This window comes from Halobacillus litoralis, assembly GCF_004101865.1.
Taxonomy (GTDB): Bacteria; Bacillota; Bacilli; order Bacillales; family Halobacillaceae; genus Halobacillus; species Halobacillus litoralis_A.
Window position 1 is genome coordinate 3,651,644 of sequence record NZ_CP026118.1, and the last position, 20,066, is coordinate 3,671,709.

17 protein-coding genes and 1 other annotated feature are annotated in these 20,066 nt (G+C 41.9%); of the genes, 15 read left to right on the plus strand and 2 right to left on the minus strand.

What is annotated here, in order from left to right:
• Positions 1–108 precede the first annotated feature (108 nt).
• The 6 genes from clpX (at position 109) to HLI_RS18040 (ending at position 7,218) form a co-directional block, all read left to right on the plus strand.
• Positions 109–1,386 (plus strand): ATP-dependent protease ATP-binding subunit ClpX, encoded by a 1,278-nt coding sequence (clpX, locus tag HLI_RS18015; protein ID WP_128526291.1) that lies wholly within the window; start codon positions 109–111, stop codon positions 1,384–1,386.
• 279 nt (positions 1,387–1,665) lie between these two features.
• Entirely contained in the window at positions 1,666–3,996 is a 2,331-nt protein-coding gene (lon, locus tag HLI_RS18020; protein WP_128526292.1) for an endopeptidase La, read from the plus strand.
• Entirely contained in the window at positions 3,986–4,573 is a 588-nt protein-coding gene (gene yihA, locus HLI_RS18025; RefSeq protein ID WP_128526293.1) for a ribosome biogenesis GTP-binding protein YihA/YsxC, read from the plus strand. Before lon ends, yihA begins: the two co-directional genes overlap by 11 nt.
• Before the next feature lie 316 nt (positions 4,574–4,889).
• Entirely contained in the window at positions 4,890–5,717 is an 828-nt protein-coding gene (locus tag HLI_RS18030; protein WP_128526294.1) for a transporter substrate-binding domain-containing protein, read from the plus strand.
• A gap of 155 nt (positions 5,718–5,872) precedes the next feature.
• Positions 5,873–6,466, plus strand: coding sequence for an amino acid ABC transporter permease (locus HLI_RS18035; protein WP_241656018.1), 594 nt, complete (start codon positions 5,873–5,875; stop codon positions 6,464–6,466).
• Positions 6,467–6,495: 29 nt separating this feature from the next.
• Positions 6,496–7,218, plus strand: a complete 723-nt coding sequence (locus HLI_RS18040; RefSeq protein ID WP_164908638.1) for an amino acid ABC transporter ATP-binding protein — start codon at positions 6,496–6,498, stop codon at positions 7,216–7,218.
• Between the two features lie 81 nt (positions 7,219–7,299).
• Here the strand turns inward: HLI_RS18040 and HLI_RS18045 are convergent, their stop codons facing one another.
• Positions 7,300–7,779, minus strand: a complete 480-nt coding sequence (locus HLI_RS18045) for a LiaI-LiaF-like domain-containing protein (RefSeq protein ID WP_128526296.1) — start codon at positions 7,777–7,779, stop codon at positions 7,300–7,302.
• Between the two features lie 252 nt (positions 7,780–8,031).
• Between HLI_RS18045 and hemA the strand changes: the two genes are divergently transcribed.
• From hemA to spoVID, 7 genes are all read left to right on the plus strand, one after another.
• Positions 8,032–9,405 carry a glutamyl-tRNA reductase gene (gene hemA / locus HLI_RS18050; RefSeq protein WP_128526297.1) on the plus strand — a complete coding sequence of 458 codons (1,374 nt, stop codon included), beginning with the start codon at positions 8,032–8,034 and terminating at the stop codon, positions 9,403–9,405.
• 14 nt (positions 9,406–9,419) lie between these two features.
• Positions 9,420–10,238, plus strand: a complete 819-nt coding sequence (locus tag HLI_RS18055) for a cytochrome c biogenesis protein (RefSeq protein ID WP_128526298.1) — start codon at positions 9,420–9,422, stop codon at positions 10,236–10,238.
• A gap of 19 nt (positions 10,239–10,257) precedes the next feature.
• Positions 10,258–11,187, plus strand: coding sequence for a hydroxymethylbilane synthase (gene hemC, locus HLI_RS18060; RefSeq protein WP_128526299.1), 930 nt, complete (start codon positions 10,258–10,260; stop codon positions 11,185–11,187).
• Complete coding sequence (locus HLI_RS18065; RefSeq protein ID WP_128526300.1) at positions 11,187–11,960, plus strand: uroporphyrinogen-III synthase; 774 nt, start codon at positions 11,187–11,189, stop codon at positions 11,958–11,960. The genes hemC and HLI_RS18065 overlap by 1 nt, the downstream gene beginning before the upstream one ends.
• A 2-nt stretch (positions 11,961–11,962) precedes the next feature.
• Positions 11,963–12,940 carry a porphobilinogen synthase gene (hemB, locus tag HLI_RS18070; protein ID WP_128526301.1) on the plus strand — a complete coding sequence of 326 codons (978 nt, stop codon included), beginning with the start codon at positions 11,963–11,965 and terminating at the stop codon, positions 12,938–12,940.
• Between the two features lie 33 nt (positions 12,941–12,973).
• Entirely contained in the window at positions 12,974–14,260 is a 1,287-nt protein-coding gene (hemL, locus tag HLI_RS18075) for a glutamate-1-semialdehyde 2,1-aminomutase (protein ID WP_128526302.1), read from the plus strand.
• A 135-nt stretch (positions 14,261–14,395) separates the two neighbouring features.
• A complete protein-coding gene (spoVID, locus tag HLI_RS18080) occupies positions 14,396–15,403 on the plus strand; it encodes a stage VI sporulation protein D (protein ID WP_128526303.1) in 1,008 nt (335 codons plus the stop codon).
• On the opposite strand, the gene HLI_RS18085 is transcribed toward spoVID, so the two are convergent.
• Positions 15,400–15,588 carry a hypothetical protein gene (locus HLI_RS18085; RefSeq protein WP_128526304.1) on the minus strand — a complete coding sequence of 63 codons (189 nt, stop codon included), beginning with the start codon at positions 15,586–15,588 and terminating at the stop codon, positions 15,400–15,402. The two genes, spoVID and HLI_RS18085, sit on opposite strands and share 4 nt — an antisense overlap.
• 133 nt (positions 15,589–15,721) lie before the next feature.
• Positions 15,722–15,947 (plus strand) — a binding site (T-box leader).
• A gap of 53 nt (positions 15,948–16,000) precedes the next feature.
• On the opposite strand from HLI_RS18085, the gene HLI_RS18090 reads away from it, so the two are divergent.
• Both HLI_RS18090 and HLI_RS18095 read left to right on the plus strand, forming a co-directional pair.
• Positions 16,001–18,643: a valine--tRNA ligase gene (locus tag HLI_RS18090; protein ID WP_128526305.1), complete on the plus strand. Its 2,643-nt coding sequence runs from the start codon at positions 16,001–16,003 to the stop codon at positions 18,641–18,643.
• Between the two features lie 59 nt (positions 18,644–18,702).
• Positions 18,703–19,998 carry a bifunctional folylpolyglutamate synthase/dihydrofolate synthase gene (locus HLI_RS18095; protein WP_128526306.1) on the plus strand — a complete coding sequence of 432 codons (1,296 nt, stop codon included), beginning with the start codon at positions 18,703–18,705 and terminating at the stop codon, positions 19,996–19,998.
• Positions 19,999–20,066 lie beyond the last annotated feature (68 nt).

Consider the following 20,066-nt stretch of genomic DNA (forward strand, 5'->3'; position numbering starts at 1 on the left):
TTGTTTGCTGTTAATTTGGTATGATGAGCAAAAGAAACGGAAGCGTTAGCGTCATATCACGAAACTTCAGTCGCAACGATTGCGTCATTATATTAAGGGGTGAAACGTATGTTTAAATTTAACGATGAAAAAGGACAACTGAAGTGTTCTTTCTGCGGTAAAAGTCAGGAACAGGTCCGCAAGCTTGTCGCAGGTCCTGGTGTTTATATATGTGATGAATGTATTGAACTATGTACGGAAATCGTTGAAGAGGAATTAGGTAACGAAGAAGAAGTGGAATTCAAAGAGGTCCCTAAACCTCAGGAAATCCGCGAAATCCTCAATGATTATGTAATTGGTCAAGATCAAGCGAAGAAAAACTTATCTGTCGCCGTTTATAACCATTATAAACGAATCAATGCAGGGGTTAAGAATGATGAGGTCGAACTGGCGAAAAGTAACATCCTCATGCTGGGACCTACAGGTAGTGGTAAAACATTGCTTGCCCAAACATTGGCTCGTATTTTGAATGTACCGTTTGCGATCGCAGATGCTACATCTCTAACGGAAGCTGGCTATGTCGGGGAAGATGTGGAAAACATCCTTCTTAAATTAATTCAATCTGCGGACTATGACGTAGAGAAAGCTGAAAAAGGGATTATTTACATTGATGAAATCGATAAAGTAGCCCGTAAATCAGAGAATCCATCAATTACAAGAGATGTGTCAGGTGAAGGTGTTCAACAAGCCTTGCTTAAAATTCTGGAGGGTACTCAGGCAAGTGTTCCTCCTCAAGGCGGACGTAAGCATCCTCATCAAGAATTTATACAAATCGACACGACGAATGTCTTGTTCGTCGTAGGTGGAGCTTTCGATGGTATCGACCAAATCATCAAACGTCGTCTTGGCAGGAAAGTCATCGGCTTTGGTTCTGAACAAGCAGCTGATGAGGAAGAGAAAAAAGAATTGCTTACAAAAGTACTTCCTGAAGACTTGTTGAGCTATGGCTTAATTCCGGAGTTCATCGGTCGTCTACCGGTTATCGGAAGCCTTGAACAACTGGATGAGGAAGCTCTTGTGGAAATACTCACTAAACCGAAAAATGCACTTGTTAAACAATATCAAAAGCTCTTCCAAATCGACCATGTCGAGTTAGAAATGGAAGAAGAAGCACTTCGCGAAATATCGCGCTTGGCGATTGAACGTAAGACAGGTGCCCGCGGCCTTCGCTCAATCATAGAAGGGATCATGCTTGATGTTATGTATGAGCTTCCTTCTCGTGATGATATTGAGAAATGTATTATCACGAAGGAGACAGTAACAGCGGAAAACGGTCGTCCTAAGCTTGTTTTGACGGATGGAACTGTCGAAGATGAGAATAAAGAATCTCCAAAAGAAAGTGCATAAAACACTTTCGGTGGATTCTTTCTTGAGAAGCCGTGCTACAAGTACATGTAGCGCGGCTTCTGTTTTATAAATGATTGTATTTAAACGGTACCAGATTCTTTACATAAGCATGAAAGGTGTTTTTCTGCTCATAATATGGATATCCTTTCTAAGATTCCCCTTGGCGCTAAGGTGTTAAGGGATTTCGGTGTTGGCATCTATTGGTATCGTTTCGTTTACTTTCCAATCACATTTATATATGATAATAATACGTATTTGCATTAAACGGAGGTGCAAGTGATGACAGACAAACAAAGAAAAATGATGCCTCTACTTCCTCTCAGGGGATTGCTTGTGTATCCATCGATGGTTCTCCATTTGGATGTAGGCCGTGAAAAGTCCGTCCAGGCATTAGAACAATCGATGATGGATGATAATGAAATCTTTCTTGTATCACAAAAAGAAGTAAATATTGATGAGCCGTCACACGAAGACCTTTATACTGTTGGGACCGTAGCACGTGTCAAACAAATGGTCAAACTCCCGAATGGGACTAACCGTGTGTTGGTAGAGGGGCTTTATCGGGCAAGTATAGAAAAGGTGACTGATGGAGAAGAATTCTATCAGGCCGATATTCTCCAGTTTGAAGATGAACATGGGGATGGAAATGAAGAAGAGGCCCTTATGCGTACTTTGATGGATCAATTTGAAAAGTTCGTCAAAGTTTCCAAAAAAGTAAGCAAGGAAACTTATAATACCGTTTCAGACATAGACGATCCCAGTCACTTAGCTGATATGGTTTCTTCTCATTTACCAATCAAGTTGAAGGATAAGCAGATGATGCTTGAAACAAGAAATGTCAAGGAGCGTCTGCAAAAGCTGATTGATATGATTGGTAATGAACGTGAAGTATTGCAAATCGAACAAAAGATCGGTCAAAGGGTAAAAAAATCGATGGAAAAGACCCAAAAAGAATACTATTTACGTGAACAAATGAAAGCAATACAAAATGAGCTGGGCGATAAAGATGGTAAATCGGGAGAAGTTGCTCAGCTGAAAGAAAAGATTGAAGAAGCAAGTATGCCTGAACGTGTAGAAGAAGTAGCATACAAAGAGTTGGGGCGTTATGAGAAAGTACCTCAGAGTTCAGCAGAAAGCTCTGTGATTCGGAATTATATCGAATGGTTGGTGTCACTTCCTTGGTCAGAAGAAACAGAAGATAATTTAGATGTAAACCATGCCGAAACGATATTGGACGAAGATCATTACGGCTTAGAAAAAGTGAAAGAACGAGTATTAGAATATTTAGCTGTTCAAAAGTTGACACAATCCATCAAGGGTCCGATTTTATGTTTAGCAGGCCCTCCAGGAGTAGGTAAAACTTCCCTGGCTAAATCAATTGCCCGTTCTATCAACAGGAAATTCGTCCGGATTTCAGTCGGTGGAATAAGAGACGAAGCGGAAATACGCGGGCACCGCAGGACTTATATAGGGGCAATGCCCGGCCGGATTATTCAAGGCATGAAAAGAGCGGAAACCATCAACCCGGTATTCTTATTAGACGAGATAGATAAAATGGCAAGTGATTTTCGTGGTGATCCTTCTTCTGCCATGTTGGAAGTTTTAGATCCTGAACAAAATGGTACGTTCAGTGATCATTTCATTGAAGAGCATTATGACCTTTCTAAAGTGATGTTCGTAGCCACAGCTAATAACATCTCTAATATCCCTGGTCCATTGAGGGACCGTATGGAAATTATAACAATCGCCGGCTACACAGAAGTTGAAAAATTACACATTGCGAAAGAGCACTTACTTTCTAAACAAGTAAAAGAGAACGGTTTGAAAAGGAACCAGATTCAGTTGCGAGATGAAGCTCTACTTAAGTTGATCCGCAGGTATACGAGAGAAGCAGGTGTACGTGGGTTGGAGCGAGAACTGGCAAGTTTGTGCAGAAAAGCAGCTAAGATTATCGTCGCAGGTGAAAAGCAACGGGTCGTAGTAACTGAAAAACAGTTGGAAGAACTATTAGGTAGACCGAAGTTCCGTTATGGACGGGCAGAGCTTGAGGACCAAATAGGAGCAGCAACTGGGTTAGCCTACACAACAGCAGGTGGAGACACTTTATCGATCGAGGTATCGATTTATCCAGGTAAAGGCAATTTGACATTAACTGGTAAATTGGGAGATGTAATGAAAGAGTCAGCACAAGCCGCTTTCAGTTATATCCGCTCCAGAGCGAAAGAATTGAATATTGATGCTGATTTTGTAGAAAAAAACGATATTCATATTCATGTACCTGAAGGGGCTACACCAAAAGATGGACCATCTGCTGGAATCACAATGGCTACAGCACTGGTTTCGGCTCTGACGGGGCGTCCTGTACGTAAAGAAGTTGGAATGACAGGGGAAATCACTTTAAGAGGCAGAGTGCTGCCTATCGGAGGTCTGAAAGAAAAATCCTTGAGTGCTCACCGGGCGGGGCTGACGAAAATCATCATCCCAGATCAAAATGAGAAAGATTTAGATGATATCCCGGAAAGCATCCGCGAAAATTTGACTTTCGTCCCTGTAAAACACTTGGACCAAGTATTAGAACAAGCATTAGTGGAGGATGTAAATGAAGGTTAATTATGCAGATATCGTCATCAGTGCGGCGAGTAAAAAGCAATATCCTAAAGCACCGATTCCAGAAATCGCGCTTGCAGGAAGGTCTAATGTGGGGAAATCATCTTTCATCAATCGGATGATTCAACGTAAGAATTTGGCCAGAACCTCATCCAAACCGGGAAAGACCCAAACGCTGAACTTTTATATCATTAATGACAAGTTTCATTTTGTGGACGTCCCGGGTTATGGCTACGCCAAAGTCTCTAAAAAGGAACGGGCTAAATGGGGAAGGATGATGGAGGAGTATTTTGCAGAACGTGACCAAATCAAAGCGACTGCACTCATCATCGATATTCGTCATAAACCCACAGAAGATGATAAGTTGATGTATGATTATTTAAAACATTTCGAGCTCCCTGTCATGGTTATAGCCACCAAAATGGATAAAATCAAAAAAGGCCAACGACACAAACAGGTGAAAATGGTTCGTGAAGTATTGGAAATGGAAGAAGAGGATACCCTTATCCCATTTTCTGCTGAGACAGGAGAAGGAAAAGACGTAGCCTGGCGGACAATGCTTTCTCACCTTAACATGTAATGTTCTGTTATATAGTATATTAAAGTAGATTCTTTAAGATGTTTTGAAAGCCACTTCTCGCAATGAGTGGTGGTTTTTTTATACATGAATAAGCGTATTTTGAGCATATTAATACAAATTCAGATTATTTTTAAGAAATTACGTGTATTTGTAAGGAAGGACAAGTATTAGATCATCCAGAGGGGGTGTTTACATTATTTTGACTATATTTGACCCCTCTTTAATTTTGGGAATAATTAGATAATTATATATAATTTAAAGTGTCGCTATTATTACAGAAAGATGACAAACCTATGAAGGGAAGAGTTTAGTGATTATGAAGAAGTATTTATTAATGATCACCCTAAGTATTTTAACTATTTTTGCGCTTGCCGCTTGCGGAAGCAGCGAAGATGATGGTGAAACAACGGGAGATACTAATGAAGATACGACAGAAGGGTCAGCAGATACGGAATATAATTTAGTTGAAGATGGGAAATTTACTTTTGCTGCATCTGGAGAGTTCCGACCATTCAGTATGACAGATGCTAGCGGAGAAATGACCGGCTACGACATTGACGTTGCGAATGCAATTGCCGAAGAGCTTGGTTTAGAGCCAAATCCACAAAAACAGAAATTCGCCAGTATTGTGGAGGGCGTAAAGACTGAACGTTTCGATGCAGCAGTTGCCAGCCATACCATTACTGAAGAACGGCAGAAGGAAGTCGACTTCTCCACACCATATTACTACTCAGGAGCTCAAATCTTTACTCGTCCTGATAGTGATGTTCAATCTCTTGAGGATTTAGAGGGTATGGAAATTGCCATTTCAAAGGGTTCTACCTATAGCAAATACGCTGAGGAAGTAACCGACAATGTAAAAACATATGACAGTGATGTCGTAGCTTTGCAGTCTTTAGCTAAAGGACGTCATGATGCAGTCATCACAGACTTCCTGACAGGTAAAGAGGCTTCAGGTGAAGGTCTTGAAATCGAAGCAAAAGAAATGATTGAGCGTAGTGAGCAGGCGATAGCCGTATCTAAGGAAAACGAAGCATTACTGGAAGAAATCAATGCAGCTCTAGATAAACTTCGCGAGAATGGAACTCTTACTGAAATAAGTGAAGAATACTTCGGAGAAGATATTACGACCGTTCCTGAATGAAGTCGCTGTTTTAGAAGAGAACGAAGTCAAAAGAGTGCGCAGCTGCGTACTCTTTTTTGACCTTATGGAGGAGTTGAAGGGAATTGTATTTAAATTTTATTAACTTTTGGGATTCGTTAGTAAGCAGCCGGGGGATTTTCTTCGAGGCTGCCCAGATGACGTTGGCATTGACTGCTGTTTCTATTTTTATTGCGATTTTTATCGGTTTAATGTTTGCCTTTATGAAAATTTCAAAGATTAAACCACTGGAATGGATCGCAAATATTTATATCTATGTGGTCCGCGGAACTCCTTTGATTGTGCAAATCTTTGTGTTCTATTATGGGCTTACTGAAATATGGATGATCAGTGGCTTCTGGTCCGTAGCTTTAGGACTAGCTTTCCACAACGGTGCCTATATAGCTGAAATCTTCCGAGGTTCCATCCAATCAATTGGAAAGGGCCAATCAGAAGCGGGTCGTTCGGTAGGGATGAGCAGAACATTGACGATGCGCCGTATTATATTGCCTCAAGCTTTCCGTCGCGCATTGCCTCCTTTGGGGAATCAGTTTATCATTGGTTTGAAGGATTCGTCTCTTGCCGCCTTTATCGGGGTCTCAGAGATATTCGCCGTAGCTACAACACAAGGTGCGAATACATTCGACTATATGACCTGGTTGCTCGTGAGTGCTGTATGGTATTTGATTCTTGTATTCCTACTGACTCTTGCTGTCGGTATGATTGAGAAGAAAATGGCTGTAAGTGATTAATAGAGGAGGAAATTATTTTGGCAGAGCAAATGATCCATGTAAATAAATTAAATAAATACTTCGGTGATCTGCACGTACTCAGGGATATTGACTTTCATGTGGAAGAAAGCGAAGTTGTCGTACTTATCGGAGCTAGTGGTTCTGGGAAAAGTACGATGCTCCGCTGCCTCAATTTTCTTGAAATGAAAAATAGTGGCGATCTATTTATCAAAGGAAAAGAAGTGGACCCAAAGAAAGACAATTTAAATGAAGTACGTCAACAAATCGGGATGGTTTTCCAACACTTTAACTTGTTTCCCCATAAAACAGTTTTAGGTAACGTGATAGAAGCGCCAATGCAAGTGAAAAGAATTCCAAAAGCCCAAGCAAGAAAAGAAGGGAAAGAATTACTTGAGAAAGTCGGCTTAGCTGAAAAAGCAGATGACTACCCTTCTCGATTATCAGGTGGACAGAAGCAAAGGGTTGCGATTGCTCGTGCCCTTGCGATGAAACCTGAAATCATGTTGTTCGATGAACCCACATCAGCCCTGGATCCTGAACTTGTCGGAGAAGTATTACAAACGATGAAAGACCTTGCCCAGGAAGGGATGACCATGGTAGTAGTTACACATGAAATGGGCTTCGCTCGTGAGGTGGCAGACCGGGTTGTTTACATGCACGATGGTAAGATCGTTGAGACAGGAGCACCTAAGGACATCTTCGAAAACCCTCAAGAAGAGCGTACGCAAGCATTCTTAGGATCTATATTATAAAAGGGATTAATGACCATGTTTCCACTTTCCTATCCATTTAAGAACCAAAAAAGGAGCGCGACATTCACTGTCGTGCTCCTTTTATTTTTTCTTCAATAAATAAATTCCAAAACCGATTATTACAAGCGGCCAAAAACTCTCAATTAAATCGAATATCTGTTGGACCCATAGTAACCACATTGGAGTGGTAGGTGTAAACAAGGCAAATAAACCGAGCCCTAATAATACAAGTGCTGGAATCAGGTTATGTTTTGTTTTCTGATAATGCAAAAGAAAAGCGATGCCAATGATCAGTAAGTAGGACGCCCAATGGTCGATCCAAAAGGGAAAGTGCTGTACTGCTAAGAAATGGAGACCGAATCCGAAGAGCAGAGCACCTGTGAAAAGGTTTGTGTAATCCTTAGCAATATAGCTATGTAAAAGAAATGAGCCGCCGATAACCAAGATCAGCGAGGGCCATGAGTAAAATGGACTCAACTCGGGTATATTGAGATGACGAAGGAAAAAATAGGCACCTAATCCGATTAGTAAAAAACCGAGTAAAGAATTTTGCTTGTTCAAAGTGATCACTTCCTGACTGACATGATTTCCAATCTCGTTTCCTTGCGCTTTGCGGCTTGTTTTGATATATTACAATCGGATTATAATTAAAAGTGTTTATAAATTGTTCGTTATGATTTATTATTCAATGTAATCTTATCCTATCATAACAGTTTCAAAACCTGTTCATATTTCAATAAAAAAATTGTCGGGATTTTGTGCTATAATAATGGATAAGTGCTAAGTGTTGAACGTTAAATGGGGGTAGATGAAATGCATATTTTAGCTGTTGGTCTTAATTACAGAACAGCCCCTGTGGAAATTCGGGAAAAGCTCACATTTTCTGAGGGTCGCCTGGAAGAAGCTATGTCACAGCTTAATACACAGAAAAGTGTATTGGAGAATGTGATTATTTCTACATGTAATCGTACTGAAATTTATGCCGTCGTGGATCAGCTCCACACTGGCCGTTATTATATTAAGCAATTTTTAGCAGATTGGTTCAATGTCGAAAAGAATCAGTTTTCTCCTTTTCTCTCTATTTACGAAACGGACGGGGCGATTGAACATTTGCTTCGTGTGACCTCAGGGCTTGATTCCATGGTTCTTGGAGAGACGCAGATTTTAGGACAGATGAAACAATCTTTTCTCCGTGCTCAAGAAGCGGGTTCCACAGGTACGATTTTCAATCAATTGTTCAAACAATCGGTTACAATGGCAAAGAAAGCCCATAAAGAAACGGAGATTGGAGATAATGCGGTTTCTGTAAGCTATGCAGCTGTAGAGTTAGCTCGCAAAATTTTCGGAGATTTAGTCCACAAGCATATCGTAATTCTTGGGGCTGGAAAGATGGGGGAGCTTGCTGCTAAAAACCTGCATGGTTCAGGTGTGCGGAAAGTTTCTGTCGTGAATCGTACGTTGACCAAAGCCCAACAGGTAGCAGACCAGTTCAGTGGAGACGCCAGAACAATGGACGAGTTGGAAGATGTTTTAAGAGATGCTGATATTGTCATTAGTTCCACTGGAGCCTCGGAATATGTTATCACACGGGAGCTGATGGAACCGATTCACCGTAAACGAAAAGGGAAGCCTTTATTCTTCGTGGATATAGCTGTTCCCAGGGATTTGGATCCAGCAATGGAAACACTCGAAAGTGTCTTTTTATATGATATCGATGACCTGCAGGGAATCGTCGATGCGAATTTAGCTTTACGTAAACAGGCAGCAGAAGAGATTGAAGTCATGATTGAAGCGGAAATCGTTGAATTCAAACAATGGCTGCAAACTATCGGTGTTGTTCCTGTCATATCAGCTTTGAGATCAAAAGCTTTAGGTATTCAAAATGAAACGATGAAGAGTATTGAACGTAAAATGCCTGACTTATCTGACCGTGAACGGAAAGTACTCAATAAACATACGAAAAGCATTATTAACCAAATGTTGAAAGAACCGATTTCTCAGGCTAAGGAGCTGGCGGCCCAGCCTGACTCAGAAGAGTCCTTGCGCTTATTTACTCAGATTTTCGGTATTGAAGAACAAGTTGAAAAAGAGGTAGAAGAACAGGAAAAGAAGAGCAACGTGACAGTGAAACACAGTTCAGAGGCAAGTGAACCTATTTCGATCATCAACCCCATGGTCAATTCATAAGGGTGGACATGTAAATGCTTGAATTCAAATGGGTTTATGAACTCATTCTATTCCTCTACGGGCTCAGTCTAATTGGATACTTCATCGACTTTGTACAAAATAACCGGAAGGCTAATATCGCTGCCTTCTGGTTACTTAGTATGGTCTGGATTTTACAAACGTTTTTCCTGTTATCTCAAGTGTTCATTAAAGAAAATTTTCCGATTATGACGGTTTATGACGGACTTTATTTTTACGCGTGGATTCTGGTTACGTTTTCTTTGATCATCAATAAATTGTTCCGGGTAGATTTTCTTGTCTTTTTCACTAACGTAGTAGGGTTTCTAATTATGATTATCCATATATCGACAAGAGCACAGAACATTTTAGATAATCGTGGTGTCGCTCTCGTCAATGAACTCTTAGTGATTCATATCAGTTTAGCCATCGTTTCTTATGGCTTTTTCACCTTATCGTTCATTTTCTCGATAATGTATTTACTGCAGTACCGGCTTTTAAAAAAGAAAAAGTGGAATGCAAAGCTGTTTCGGCTGGGAGATTTGACGAAGCTCGATCATTTTTCTTACATTGCCGTCATTCTGGGTGTTCCTTTACTGCTGATTGCGATTATACTTGGAGTAGTCTGGGGTTATGTATCAACAGACGTATTCTATTGGTATGACTCTAAGACTCTGGGTTCATTGTTGGTATTAACCGTTTATATCATTTATCTGATATTGCGTGTCGTCAAGGGTTATCAAGGAAGAGCCATTTCGATTTTCAATTCAGCTGCGTTTCTATTTTTATTAATTAATTTCTTTTTATTCGGTTCATTATCTAATTTTCATTTCTAGTAATTGAGGAGGAACTCATGTGAGAAAAATCATCATTGGTTCACGTAAAAGTAACTTGGCCATCACTCAAACAGAATGGGTGATAGAACAGCTGAAAAATATCGACCCATCTTATGAGTTTGAAATTAAGCGGATTACTACGAAAGGAGATCAAATCCTGGATGTTACGCTTTCAAAAGTGGGTGGGAAAGGTCTTTTTATCAAAGAAATAGAACAAGCCATGTATGATGGTGAAATTGATATGGCCGTCCATAGTATGAAGGACATGCCTGCAGTGGTGGCTGAAGGACTGACTGTTGCTTCTGTACCGATCCGGGAAGATCACAGGGATGCCTTTGTATCGAATGATGATGTCCTGTTGAAAGACTTGCCTGAAGGCAGCATTGTAGGGACAAGCAGTTTGCGTCGCGGTTCTCAAATCAAAGCTGTCCGGCCAGATCTGGAAATCAAGTGGATCCGTGGAAATATCGACACACGTCTTAGAAAGTTAAAGGAAGAAGACTATGACGCCATCGTACTTGCAGCAGCAGGTCTTAAAAGGATGGGCTGGGATGATAACCTGGTCACCGAATATTTAGAGCCTGATGTATGTGTTCCTGCTGTCGGACAAGGTGCCCTGGCGATTCAATGCCGTGAAAATGATTCTGAGCTTAGAGACTTCCTCATGAAGCTTAATCACGAATACACACAAACCACCGTAGCAGCTGAACGTAAGTTCCTCCATGATTTGAATGGAGGATGTCAGGTTCCAATCGGGGGATACGCATATCGTCAAGGAGAAGAGATCACTTTGAATGCTTTAGTAGGTACCCCGGATGGCAAAACGATTCTTCATGAAACAGTGACTGGAAAAGATCCATTAGCAGTGGGGAAAGAAGCAGCTGATCGACTGAAGGCTCAAGGCGCTCAAGAAATCGTCGATGATGCCAAAGAGGAGTATGGACAATAATGAATGCATTGCAAGGGAAGAGCATTCTCATTACGAGAGAAAAATCCCAGGCAGAGCCATTTACTGAACTGATTGAAGGGCATGGAGGGGTCGTATATCAGGCTCCTCTATTGACCTTCCAATTGAATGACTCAGGGTCTAATCGTCAGATCCTCTATCATCTTCACGACTATTCTTGGGTTTTTTTAACAAGCTCTAATGGCGTGAAGTTTTTTTTCGAGCTGCTGAGTAATAGTGATGTTGCTGTTCCGGCGCACCTTCGCTTTGCAATCATAGGAGAAAAGACAGAACAAATGCTGATTCAACATGGTCACAGGGCTGATTTCATGCCAGATCGTTTCAATGCTTCCTCAATGGTGAGTCAGTTTTTTGAACGGTATCCACGACCTGGGAAGCTCCTATACATACGAGGCAGCCGTTCAAGGGATGTTATACCAGGGGCCTTTAAGGAGAAGGGCGTTTTTTTTCAATCCATTACCGTGTATGATACGCTATTAGTAAAAGATGAACACGAACAAGTAAAGGGCTGGCTTGAAAAAGACATTCTTGATGCTTTGACTTTCACAAGTCCATCAACTATTCATGCATACATGTCAATTGTAAGAAATATAAAACTGAATGGGCTTGACCTGCCATGTTTTTGTATAGGCCCGACCACTGCTGAAACAGCTAGGCGTTATGGTTTCAAACATGTCTTTACCCCGGAACTCTATACTGTGGACAGCATGTTTGCCCAACTTGTCCATTACTTTTCATATGAAGGAGAACGATAACGATGAGAGACATAGACTTTAAGCGACACCGGCGTCTGCGCAGAACAGAATCAATGAGAGCGTTAGTAAGAGAAACACACCTTCGTACAGAAGATTTGATTTTCCCTATCTTCGTGCTTGAAGGAGAAGGAATAAAAAATCCAGTAGCTTCTATGCCTGGTGTCCACCAAGTGACATTAGACTATTTAAATGAAGAGATGAAAGAACTCGTGGATTTAAATATCCGCTCTGTCATTGTGTTCGGGGTGCCTAATGAAAAAGACGAAGTAGGTAGTCAAGCTTATCATGAAGATGGAATCGTTCAAAGGGCCATCCGACAGATAAAAGAGGACACGCCATCACTGACGGTGGTTGCTGATACCTGTCTTTGCCAATATACAGATCATGGCCACTGTGGAGTTGTACGTGAGGGAGATATCGCAAATGATGAGTCCCTATCTTATATCACGAAAACTGCTGTCACTCAAGCACAAGCAGGAGCAGACATCATTGCTCCTTCTAATATGATGGACGGTTTCGTTGCTGCCATCCGTAAAGGGCTGGATGAAGCAGGGTTCTGCCATGTTCCGGTCATGTCTTATGCTGTGAAATATGCTTCCTCATTTTATGGTCCATTCCGTGACGCTGCTCACAGCTCCCCACAATTCGGTGATCGTCGCGCCTATCAAATGGATCCATCAAATCGTCTTGAAGCGATTCGTGAAGCAGAGTCAGATGTAGACGAAGGGGCGGACTTTTTGATTGTTAAACCAGCTTTGGCCTACCTTGATATCATGAGAGAAGTGAAGGATCGGTTTAATTTACCATTAGTCGCTTATAATGTGAGCGGAGAGTATTCGATGATCAAAGCAGCTTCTCAAAATGGATGGGTCAATGAGCAAGAAATCGTCCTTGAAAAACTGACAAGCATGAAACGGGCTGGAGCAGATCTGATTATCACTTATTTTGCTAAAGATGCAGCACGTTGGCTGAATCAATAAACGATACTCAATGGTTAGAAAGGATGCGTGGTTATGAAAGAATTTAAACGTTCTTCAAATGCATATAAAAAAGCAGTAGACTTAATGCCTGGGGGAGTCAATTCACCTGTTCGGGCATTCACTTCCGTAGAAATGGATCCGATTTTCATGGAAAAAGGTTCAGGTTCGAAGCTTTATGACGTGGATGGAAATGAGTATATCGATTATGTCCTGAGTTTTGGTCCTTTGATTTTAGGTCATGCAGATGAAAAGGTGACAGAGTCGTTGAAGCAAGTCACTGCTAATGGGACGAGTTTCGGTGCGCCGACAGAAATAGAAAACCAACTTGCTGAACTTGTAAAAGAGCGGGTACCTTCAATTGAAATGTTACGTATGGTCAATTCAGGTACAGAAGCGACGATGAGCGCGTTACGAGTGGCCCGAGGTTATACTGGTCGTGACAAGATTTTGAAATTTGAAGGCAACTACCACGGACATGGGGATTCTTTGCTGATCAAAGCAGGTTCAGGTGTAGCAACACTCGGTCTCCCCGATTCACCTGGGGTACCAGAATCAATTGCCCAAAATACGATTACAGTTCCTTATAACGACCTTGAAAGTGTGCGCTATGTATTTGAAGAATTCGGTGATGACCTTGCAGCGGTCATTATTGAACCAGTTTCCGGTAATATGGGAGTGGTACCACCGAATGAAGGCTTCCTTCAGGATTTACGACAGCTTACGGATGACAATGGAACTGTGCTGATTTTTGATGAAGTCATGACAGGCTTCCGTGTTGGTTACCATAGTGCTCAAGGCCACTTCGGTGTTACCCCGGACATGACCTGTCTAGGTAAAGTGATTGGCGGTGGACTGCCGGTCGGTGCTTATGGTGGGAAACGTGAAATCATGGAGCGTGTAGCCCCGGTAGGAGATATCTATCAGGCTGGAACTTTATCAGGTAATCCTCTTGCGATGACCGCTGGATACGAGACGATTTCAGCAATGACCAAAGATGCTTATGCAACGATCAATAGGAAAGTGGATCGTCTTATTGAAGGTTATCAGCAAGCAGCTGAGAAGCATGGAGTTCCTTTGACAGTTAATCGTGCGGGTTCCATGGTCGGTTTCTTCTTTGCAGATGAACCTGTGACTAATTTTGAAACAGCAAACCAATCCGACTTAGCAATGTTCACCCGCTACTTCCAGGGGATGGTTCAGGAAGGTATTTATTTACCGCCTTCTCAATTTGAAGGTTTGTTCTTATCAGTCAAGCATTCAGATGAAGACATTGAAAAAACAATTGAAGCGGCAGAAAAAGTATTCTCCACAATTAAATAAGAAAAAAGCGCATGGAGTTTTTTTGCTCTCATGCGTTTTTTTGGCTTCTATATTGACTTGATGTATATAAATCCAATCTCCGCATAAGGTGATAATAGAGAATAGTTTTTATGATCTTAGGGAGGGGACTAAAAATTGCAAAACAAACAAAATGTATTTTCATTTTATTTAGATGAATCGATATGGTTTAAGGAAGGACAGGGAGTACGTGAGTTGATAGGAATATCGCTTGAGCCCGAAATAACCATTGAAGAGCTGGGGGATGAAGTACGGCTGAAAGGCACAGTGGAACTGGCCGGCGAATATATACCGACTGGAGAAGCTTCCAATCAAGAGGATGGGTCATACGCTCAGTCTGTACGGGTTATGGATCATGTAGAGCCTTCCGAAGAAGGGGTTCACTTGTTTACGCATGCCTTCCCTGTGGAAATCACGGTTCCTTTAGAAAGAGTTTCAAATTTAGAAGATGTATTGATCGATATTGAAAGCTTTGACTATGAACTACCTGCAAATCGTCAACTTCGGCTGCATGCCCACTTGAATATCAATGGAGTAGAAGAAAAGCAGACGCCGGCAGCCAATCCGCATGACTTCGATGAGTCTGCAGGGGTTGGACCAGTCAACATGGATGTGCCAGCTCAAGAAGATCGCCCAGTTTTTCCAGAACGTGAAGCACCGGTATTTCGGATTAACGACGAAAACGATGCTGCAAATCCGGATGATCAGGGTGATGATGAAGGTGGGAGATGGCTTTATAAGAAAACGCAAAGCTTTCCTGAGTTTTTTGGCCATGCCCCTGATATGCATCAACAAAGCCCTCCACCCGAAGAGAACTCCTATGAAAATACTGAGAACTGGGGGGAAGTGAACGTTGAAGATATGAATCCTTCTTCTTCTGAATCTGTTTCATCACGAGAGAGCGCAGAAGCCCCAGGAGGTATGGATGGGATCAAGCAGATCTTTAAGCATCTGTTCCCGAACAGAGAAGAAACGTACACTCAAATGAAGATGTATATTGCCCAGGAAGAGGAAACCATGTCCTCTATTGCTGAGAAGTATGACGTTTCTGTAAAACAGTTGGAGCGCGTCAATGATTATGCAGAAGATGTATCTCCTGGACAGATCGTTTATATTCCAAGTTAAAGCCATTTATATTTGAAGGCAAGGAAGATACCCAACACCAGACCCAGCAGGAAAATATCGAAGGTGGTGGGGAAAATAAGGGTTCTGATCGCTTGGAAAATTACGATTGGCAACATCGATTTTTCAATGACATAAAGCCAGTTTCTACACCATGGTGGCAAACGGTAACGATAAAAGCGGCTCACTCACAGCACCTCTTTTCTGACAGATTCAAGGATGGCTCCTGGATATTCGTCCAGGGGCTTTTGTGCATTTTTTGATCCATAGTTGACTAAATGAGTCATTTCTATATACAATATGTAATATAGTCTTTATACGTGAAATGCTTAGATAGGGAAGAGTACGTTAACAATTCCTTCAGAGAGGAAAACATTTGGTGAGAGTTTTCCAGGAACCCTGTTGATGGAAGGTCGCCCTTGATGCAGCTTCTTTGAACAATGAAGTAGGAGAAGCCGGTTAGAAGCCGTTATCTTAGTCGAGTGTACAGGAGTGATTCCTGTAAATTAAGGTGGTACCACGGAAATGAATCCCTTTCGTCCTTTTTTGGATGGAAGGGATTTTTATTTTGATAAAGAAAATAGAAGGAGGAAGGTCGAAATGAGTCAAGAAGATCTTTCGATGCCCACGAAATACGATCCTGCCACAATTGAAAAGGATCGGTATCGATATTGGGTAGATGGTAAATTTTTTGAAGCTACAGGTGATAAGAATAAGGAACCTTATACAATCGTCATTCCGCCCCCGAATGTGACAGGTAAACTTCACCTTGGTCATGCATGGGATACGACATTGCAGGATATCCTTACTCGTGTGAAACGAATGCAGGGCTATGATGTATTATGGCTTCCTGGTATGGACCATGCAGGGATTGCAACTCAAGCGAAAGTGGATGCGAAACTGCGTGAAGAAGGGGTATCACGTCATGATCTTGGCCGTGAAAAATTTCTTGAAAAGTCGTGGGAATGGAAGCATGAATATGCGAAGTTCATCCGCGCTCAGTGGGAAAAAATGGGCCTTGGTTTAGACTATTCCCGTGAGCGCTTCACACTTGATGACGGTTTATCTGACGCTGTAAAAGAGGTTTTCGTCACCCTTTATGAAAAGGGGATGGTTTATCGCGGAGAATACATCATCAATTGGGATCCCGCCACTCAAACGGCGCTTTCGGATATTGAAGTAGAATACAAAGATGTCCAGGGTGCATTTTATCATATGCGATACCCGTTGAAGGATGATGAAGGCACCATTGATATCGCGACCACTCGTCCAGAAACAATGCTTGGTGACACAGCCATTGCTGTACATCCAGAAGATGAACGTTACAAACATTTGATTGGTAAAAAGGCTGTATTACCAATCATCGGCCGAGAGATCGAAATTGTCGCTGACGATTATGTGGATATGGACTTCGGCTCTGGTGCGGTGAAAATCACCCCTGCCCACGATCCTAATGACTTTGAAATCGGAAACCGTCATGACTTAGAGCGAGTTCTCGTTATGAATGAAGATGGATCCATGAATGAAAACGCTGGAAAATATAAGGGTATGGATCGGTTTGAGTGTCGTAAACAAATCGTCAAAGATCTTCAAGAACAAAGCGTTCTTTTTGAAATTGAAGACCATATGCACTCTGTAGGGCATTCTGAACGTAGCGGGGCAGTTGTTGAGCCTTATCTATCCACTCAATGGTTCGTCGACATGAAGCCACTTGCAGATGCCTCCATTGAATTGCAAAAAGGTGAAGACAAGGTCCATTTCGTGCCTGATCGCTTTGAAAAACCATACTTACATTGGATGGAGAACACACGTGATTGGTGTATTTCCCGTCAATTATGGTGGGGGCACCGGATTCCAGCTTGGTATCATAAAGAAACCGGTGAGGTTTATGTTGGCAAAGAAGCACCTGAAGATCTGGAAAACTGGAAACAAGACGATGATGTTCTAGATACTTGGTTTTCTTCTGCCCTATGGCCATTTTCGACTATGGGCTGGCCTGATGAGCAAAGCGAAGATTACCAACGCTATTTCCCGACCAATGTACTTGTTACAGGCTATGATATTATCGGTTTCTGGGTCAGTCGGATGATTTTCCAATCGCTCGAATTCACTGATGAGCGTCCTTTTGAAGACGTATTGATTCATGGCCTTGTCCGTGATGCGGATGGACGTAAAATGAGTAAATCGTTAGGCAACGGTGTTGATCCGATGGATGTCATTGATAAATATGGAGCTGATTCACTTCGTTATTTCCTATCCACTGGTTCTTCACCAGGGCAGGACTTGCGGTTCCATTGGGAAAAAGTAGAATCTACTTGGAACTTTGCCAATAAAATATGGAATGCTTCCCGGTTCGCACTTATGAATATGGGAGACTTGAAATTTGAAGATATCGACCTTTCTGGTGAAAAGTCAGTTGCTGACCAATGGATACTCACTCGGTTGAACCAGACGATAGAACAGGTGACTACCAATATCGATAAATACGAATTCGGAGAAGCCGGTCGTCACTTGTACAACTTCATATGGGATGACTTCTGTGATTGGTATATTGAAATGGCGAAACTTCCTTTATATGGCGAAGATGAAGAGCGTATATTAACAACACGGTCAATTCTCGCCTATACACTGGACCAAATCATGCGTATGCTACACCCGTTTATGCCATTTATTACTGAAGAGATTTGGCAGCACTTGCCTCATGAAGGGGAGTCGATCACTCAGGCGGCATGGCCGGAAGTACGTGAAGATTTCCATAATGAGCAAGCGGTCCAGGAGATGGAACGACTCGTGTCCATTATTCGATCAGTCAGAAATATCCGGGCTGAGGTAGATACACCAATGTCTAAAGAAATTCAGTTAATGATCCAGACGAAAGACGAAGAAGTGTTGAATGAACTTGAGAAGAACCGTGATTACTTGGAGCGGTTCTGTAATCCAAGTGAATTGACGATGGCTACGGACATTCAGGCACCTGAAAAAGCAATGTCTGCTGTTGTAACTGGAGCAGAGCTGTACCTTCCATTAGCAGGGCTGATCAACATTGATGATGAAATCGAGCGCCTTGAGAACGAATGGAAGAAATGGGATCAGGAAGTAACACGCGTCCAAAAGAAACTTTCCAACCAGGGCTTTGTCAGTAAAGCACCAGAGCATGTTGTTGAAGAAGAACGTGAAAAAGAAACAGACTATCTTGATAAACGTGCGAAAACAGAAGCACGCATCAAAGAGTTAAAAGCATAATTGGTATGGGAGGGTATTCTGCGGAGTACTCTCCCATTTTTGAAATGAGGGATGAATTGATGAACTACCAAGATGCAATTGACTGGATCCACTCAAGAGAGAAATTCAAAGTAAAACCTGGGTTAAAGCGAATGTCGTGGATGATGGAAAAACTGGGTCATCCAGAAGCAAAACTCCGTGTCATCCATATCGCTGGTACAAACGGTAAAGGATCAACGGTTTCTTTTTTGCGCCACTTGCTCCAAGCACAAGGCTATTCAGTTGGCACGTTTACGTCGCCCTATATAGAAAAATTCAATGAAAGAATCAGTATGAACGGGCTGGCGATTTCCGATGAATCCCTTGCTCTCCTTGTAGAAAGAATGAAGCCTTTAGCTGAAGAACTGCAGCGTACACCACTTGGCGAACCAACAGAGTTTGAAATCATCACAGCTATGGCGATGGTTTATTTCTCACACCAGCATTTAAATTATGTTCTGATTGAAACGGGCTTAGGAGGAAGGTATGATTCGACCAATATTGTAACGCCTATCCTTTCAGCTATTACGAATATCGGTCTTGATCATATGAACATCCTCGGGTCCACGATAGAACAGATTGCAGAAGAAAAAGCTGGCATCATTAAAAAAGGGGTCCCTGTTGTGACAGGAGTCAAGCAAGCGGAGGCTTGGAAAGTCATTCACCAGCAAGCTGAAAAATGTGATGCAGATTTGTACACCTTAGGAAAAGAGTTCTATGTTGAACATAGCGGAAGCATTCCTGATGGAGAAGTATTCTCTTTCAAGAATAAAGAATATACTACAGACGAATTGTTAAGTTCAATGAAAGGCCCACATCAAGTAGAGAATGCTGCATTAGCACTCCAGACAATGGAAATTATGAAATCTCAAGGTGTGCTCATAGATCGTAGCCTGTATGGAATTGGAGTCAAACAGACAACTTGGCCGGCACGATTTGAAAAAGTGATGAACACGCCTTTGACTATCATCGACGGCGCTCATAATGAAGAAGGGACCCGAGCCCTTGTTGAGACAGTGAAAAGCCACTACGACGGCAAAAAAATCGCTTTAGTATATGCCGCTTTAGAGGATAAACCCGTCAAAAAAATGTTGAAACAACTGAGTGATATAGCAGATGTGGTTTATGCTACGACCTTTGATTTTCCGAGGTCTTTATCTGCCCCCGACTTAGCTGAACTTTCCCCCATTAAAGAGACTTTTGCAGTATCGCAATATTCTGAGGCGATTGAACTAGCTGCAGAAGAGGTGGGACAAAATGGTGTATTATTGATTACAGGCTCCTTATATTTCATCTCAAATGTAAGGAAATATTTTGAATCAAGAGCAGCTCTATGATAATATGTTAATGTTCTGAATTTTCACATGGTAAAAAAGTCTTAACTATATACAGGGCTAAGGGATGG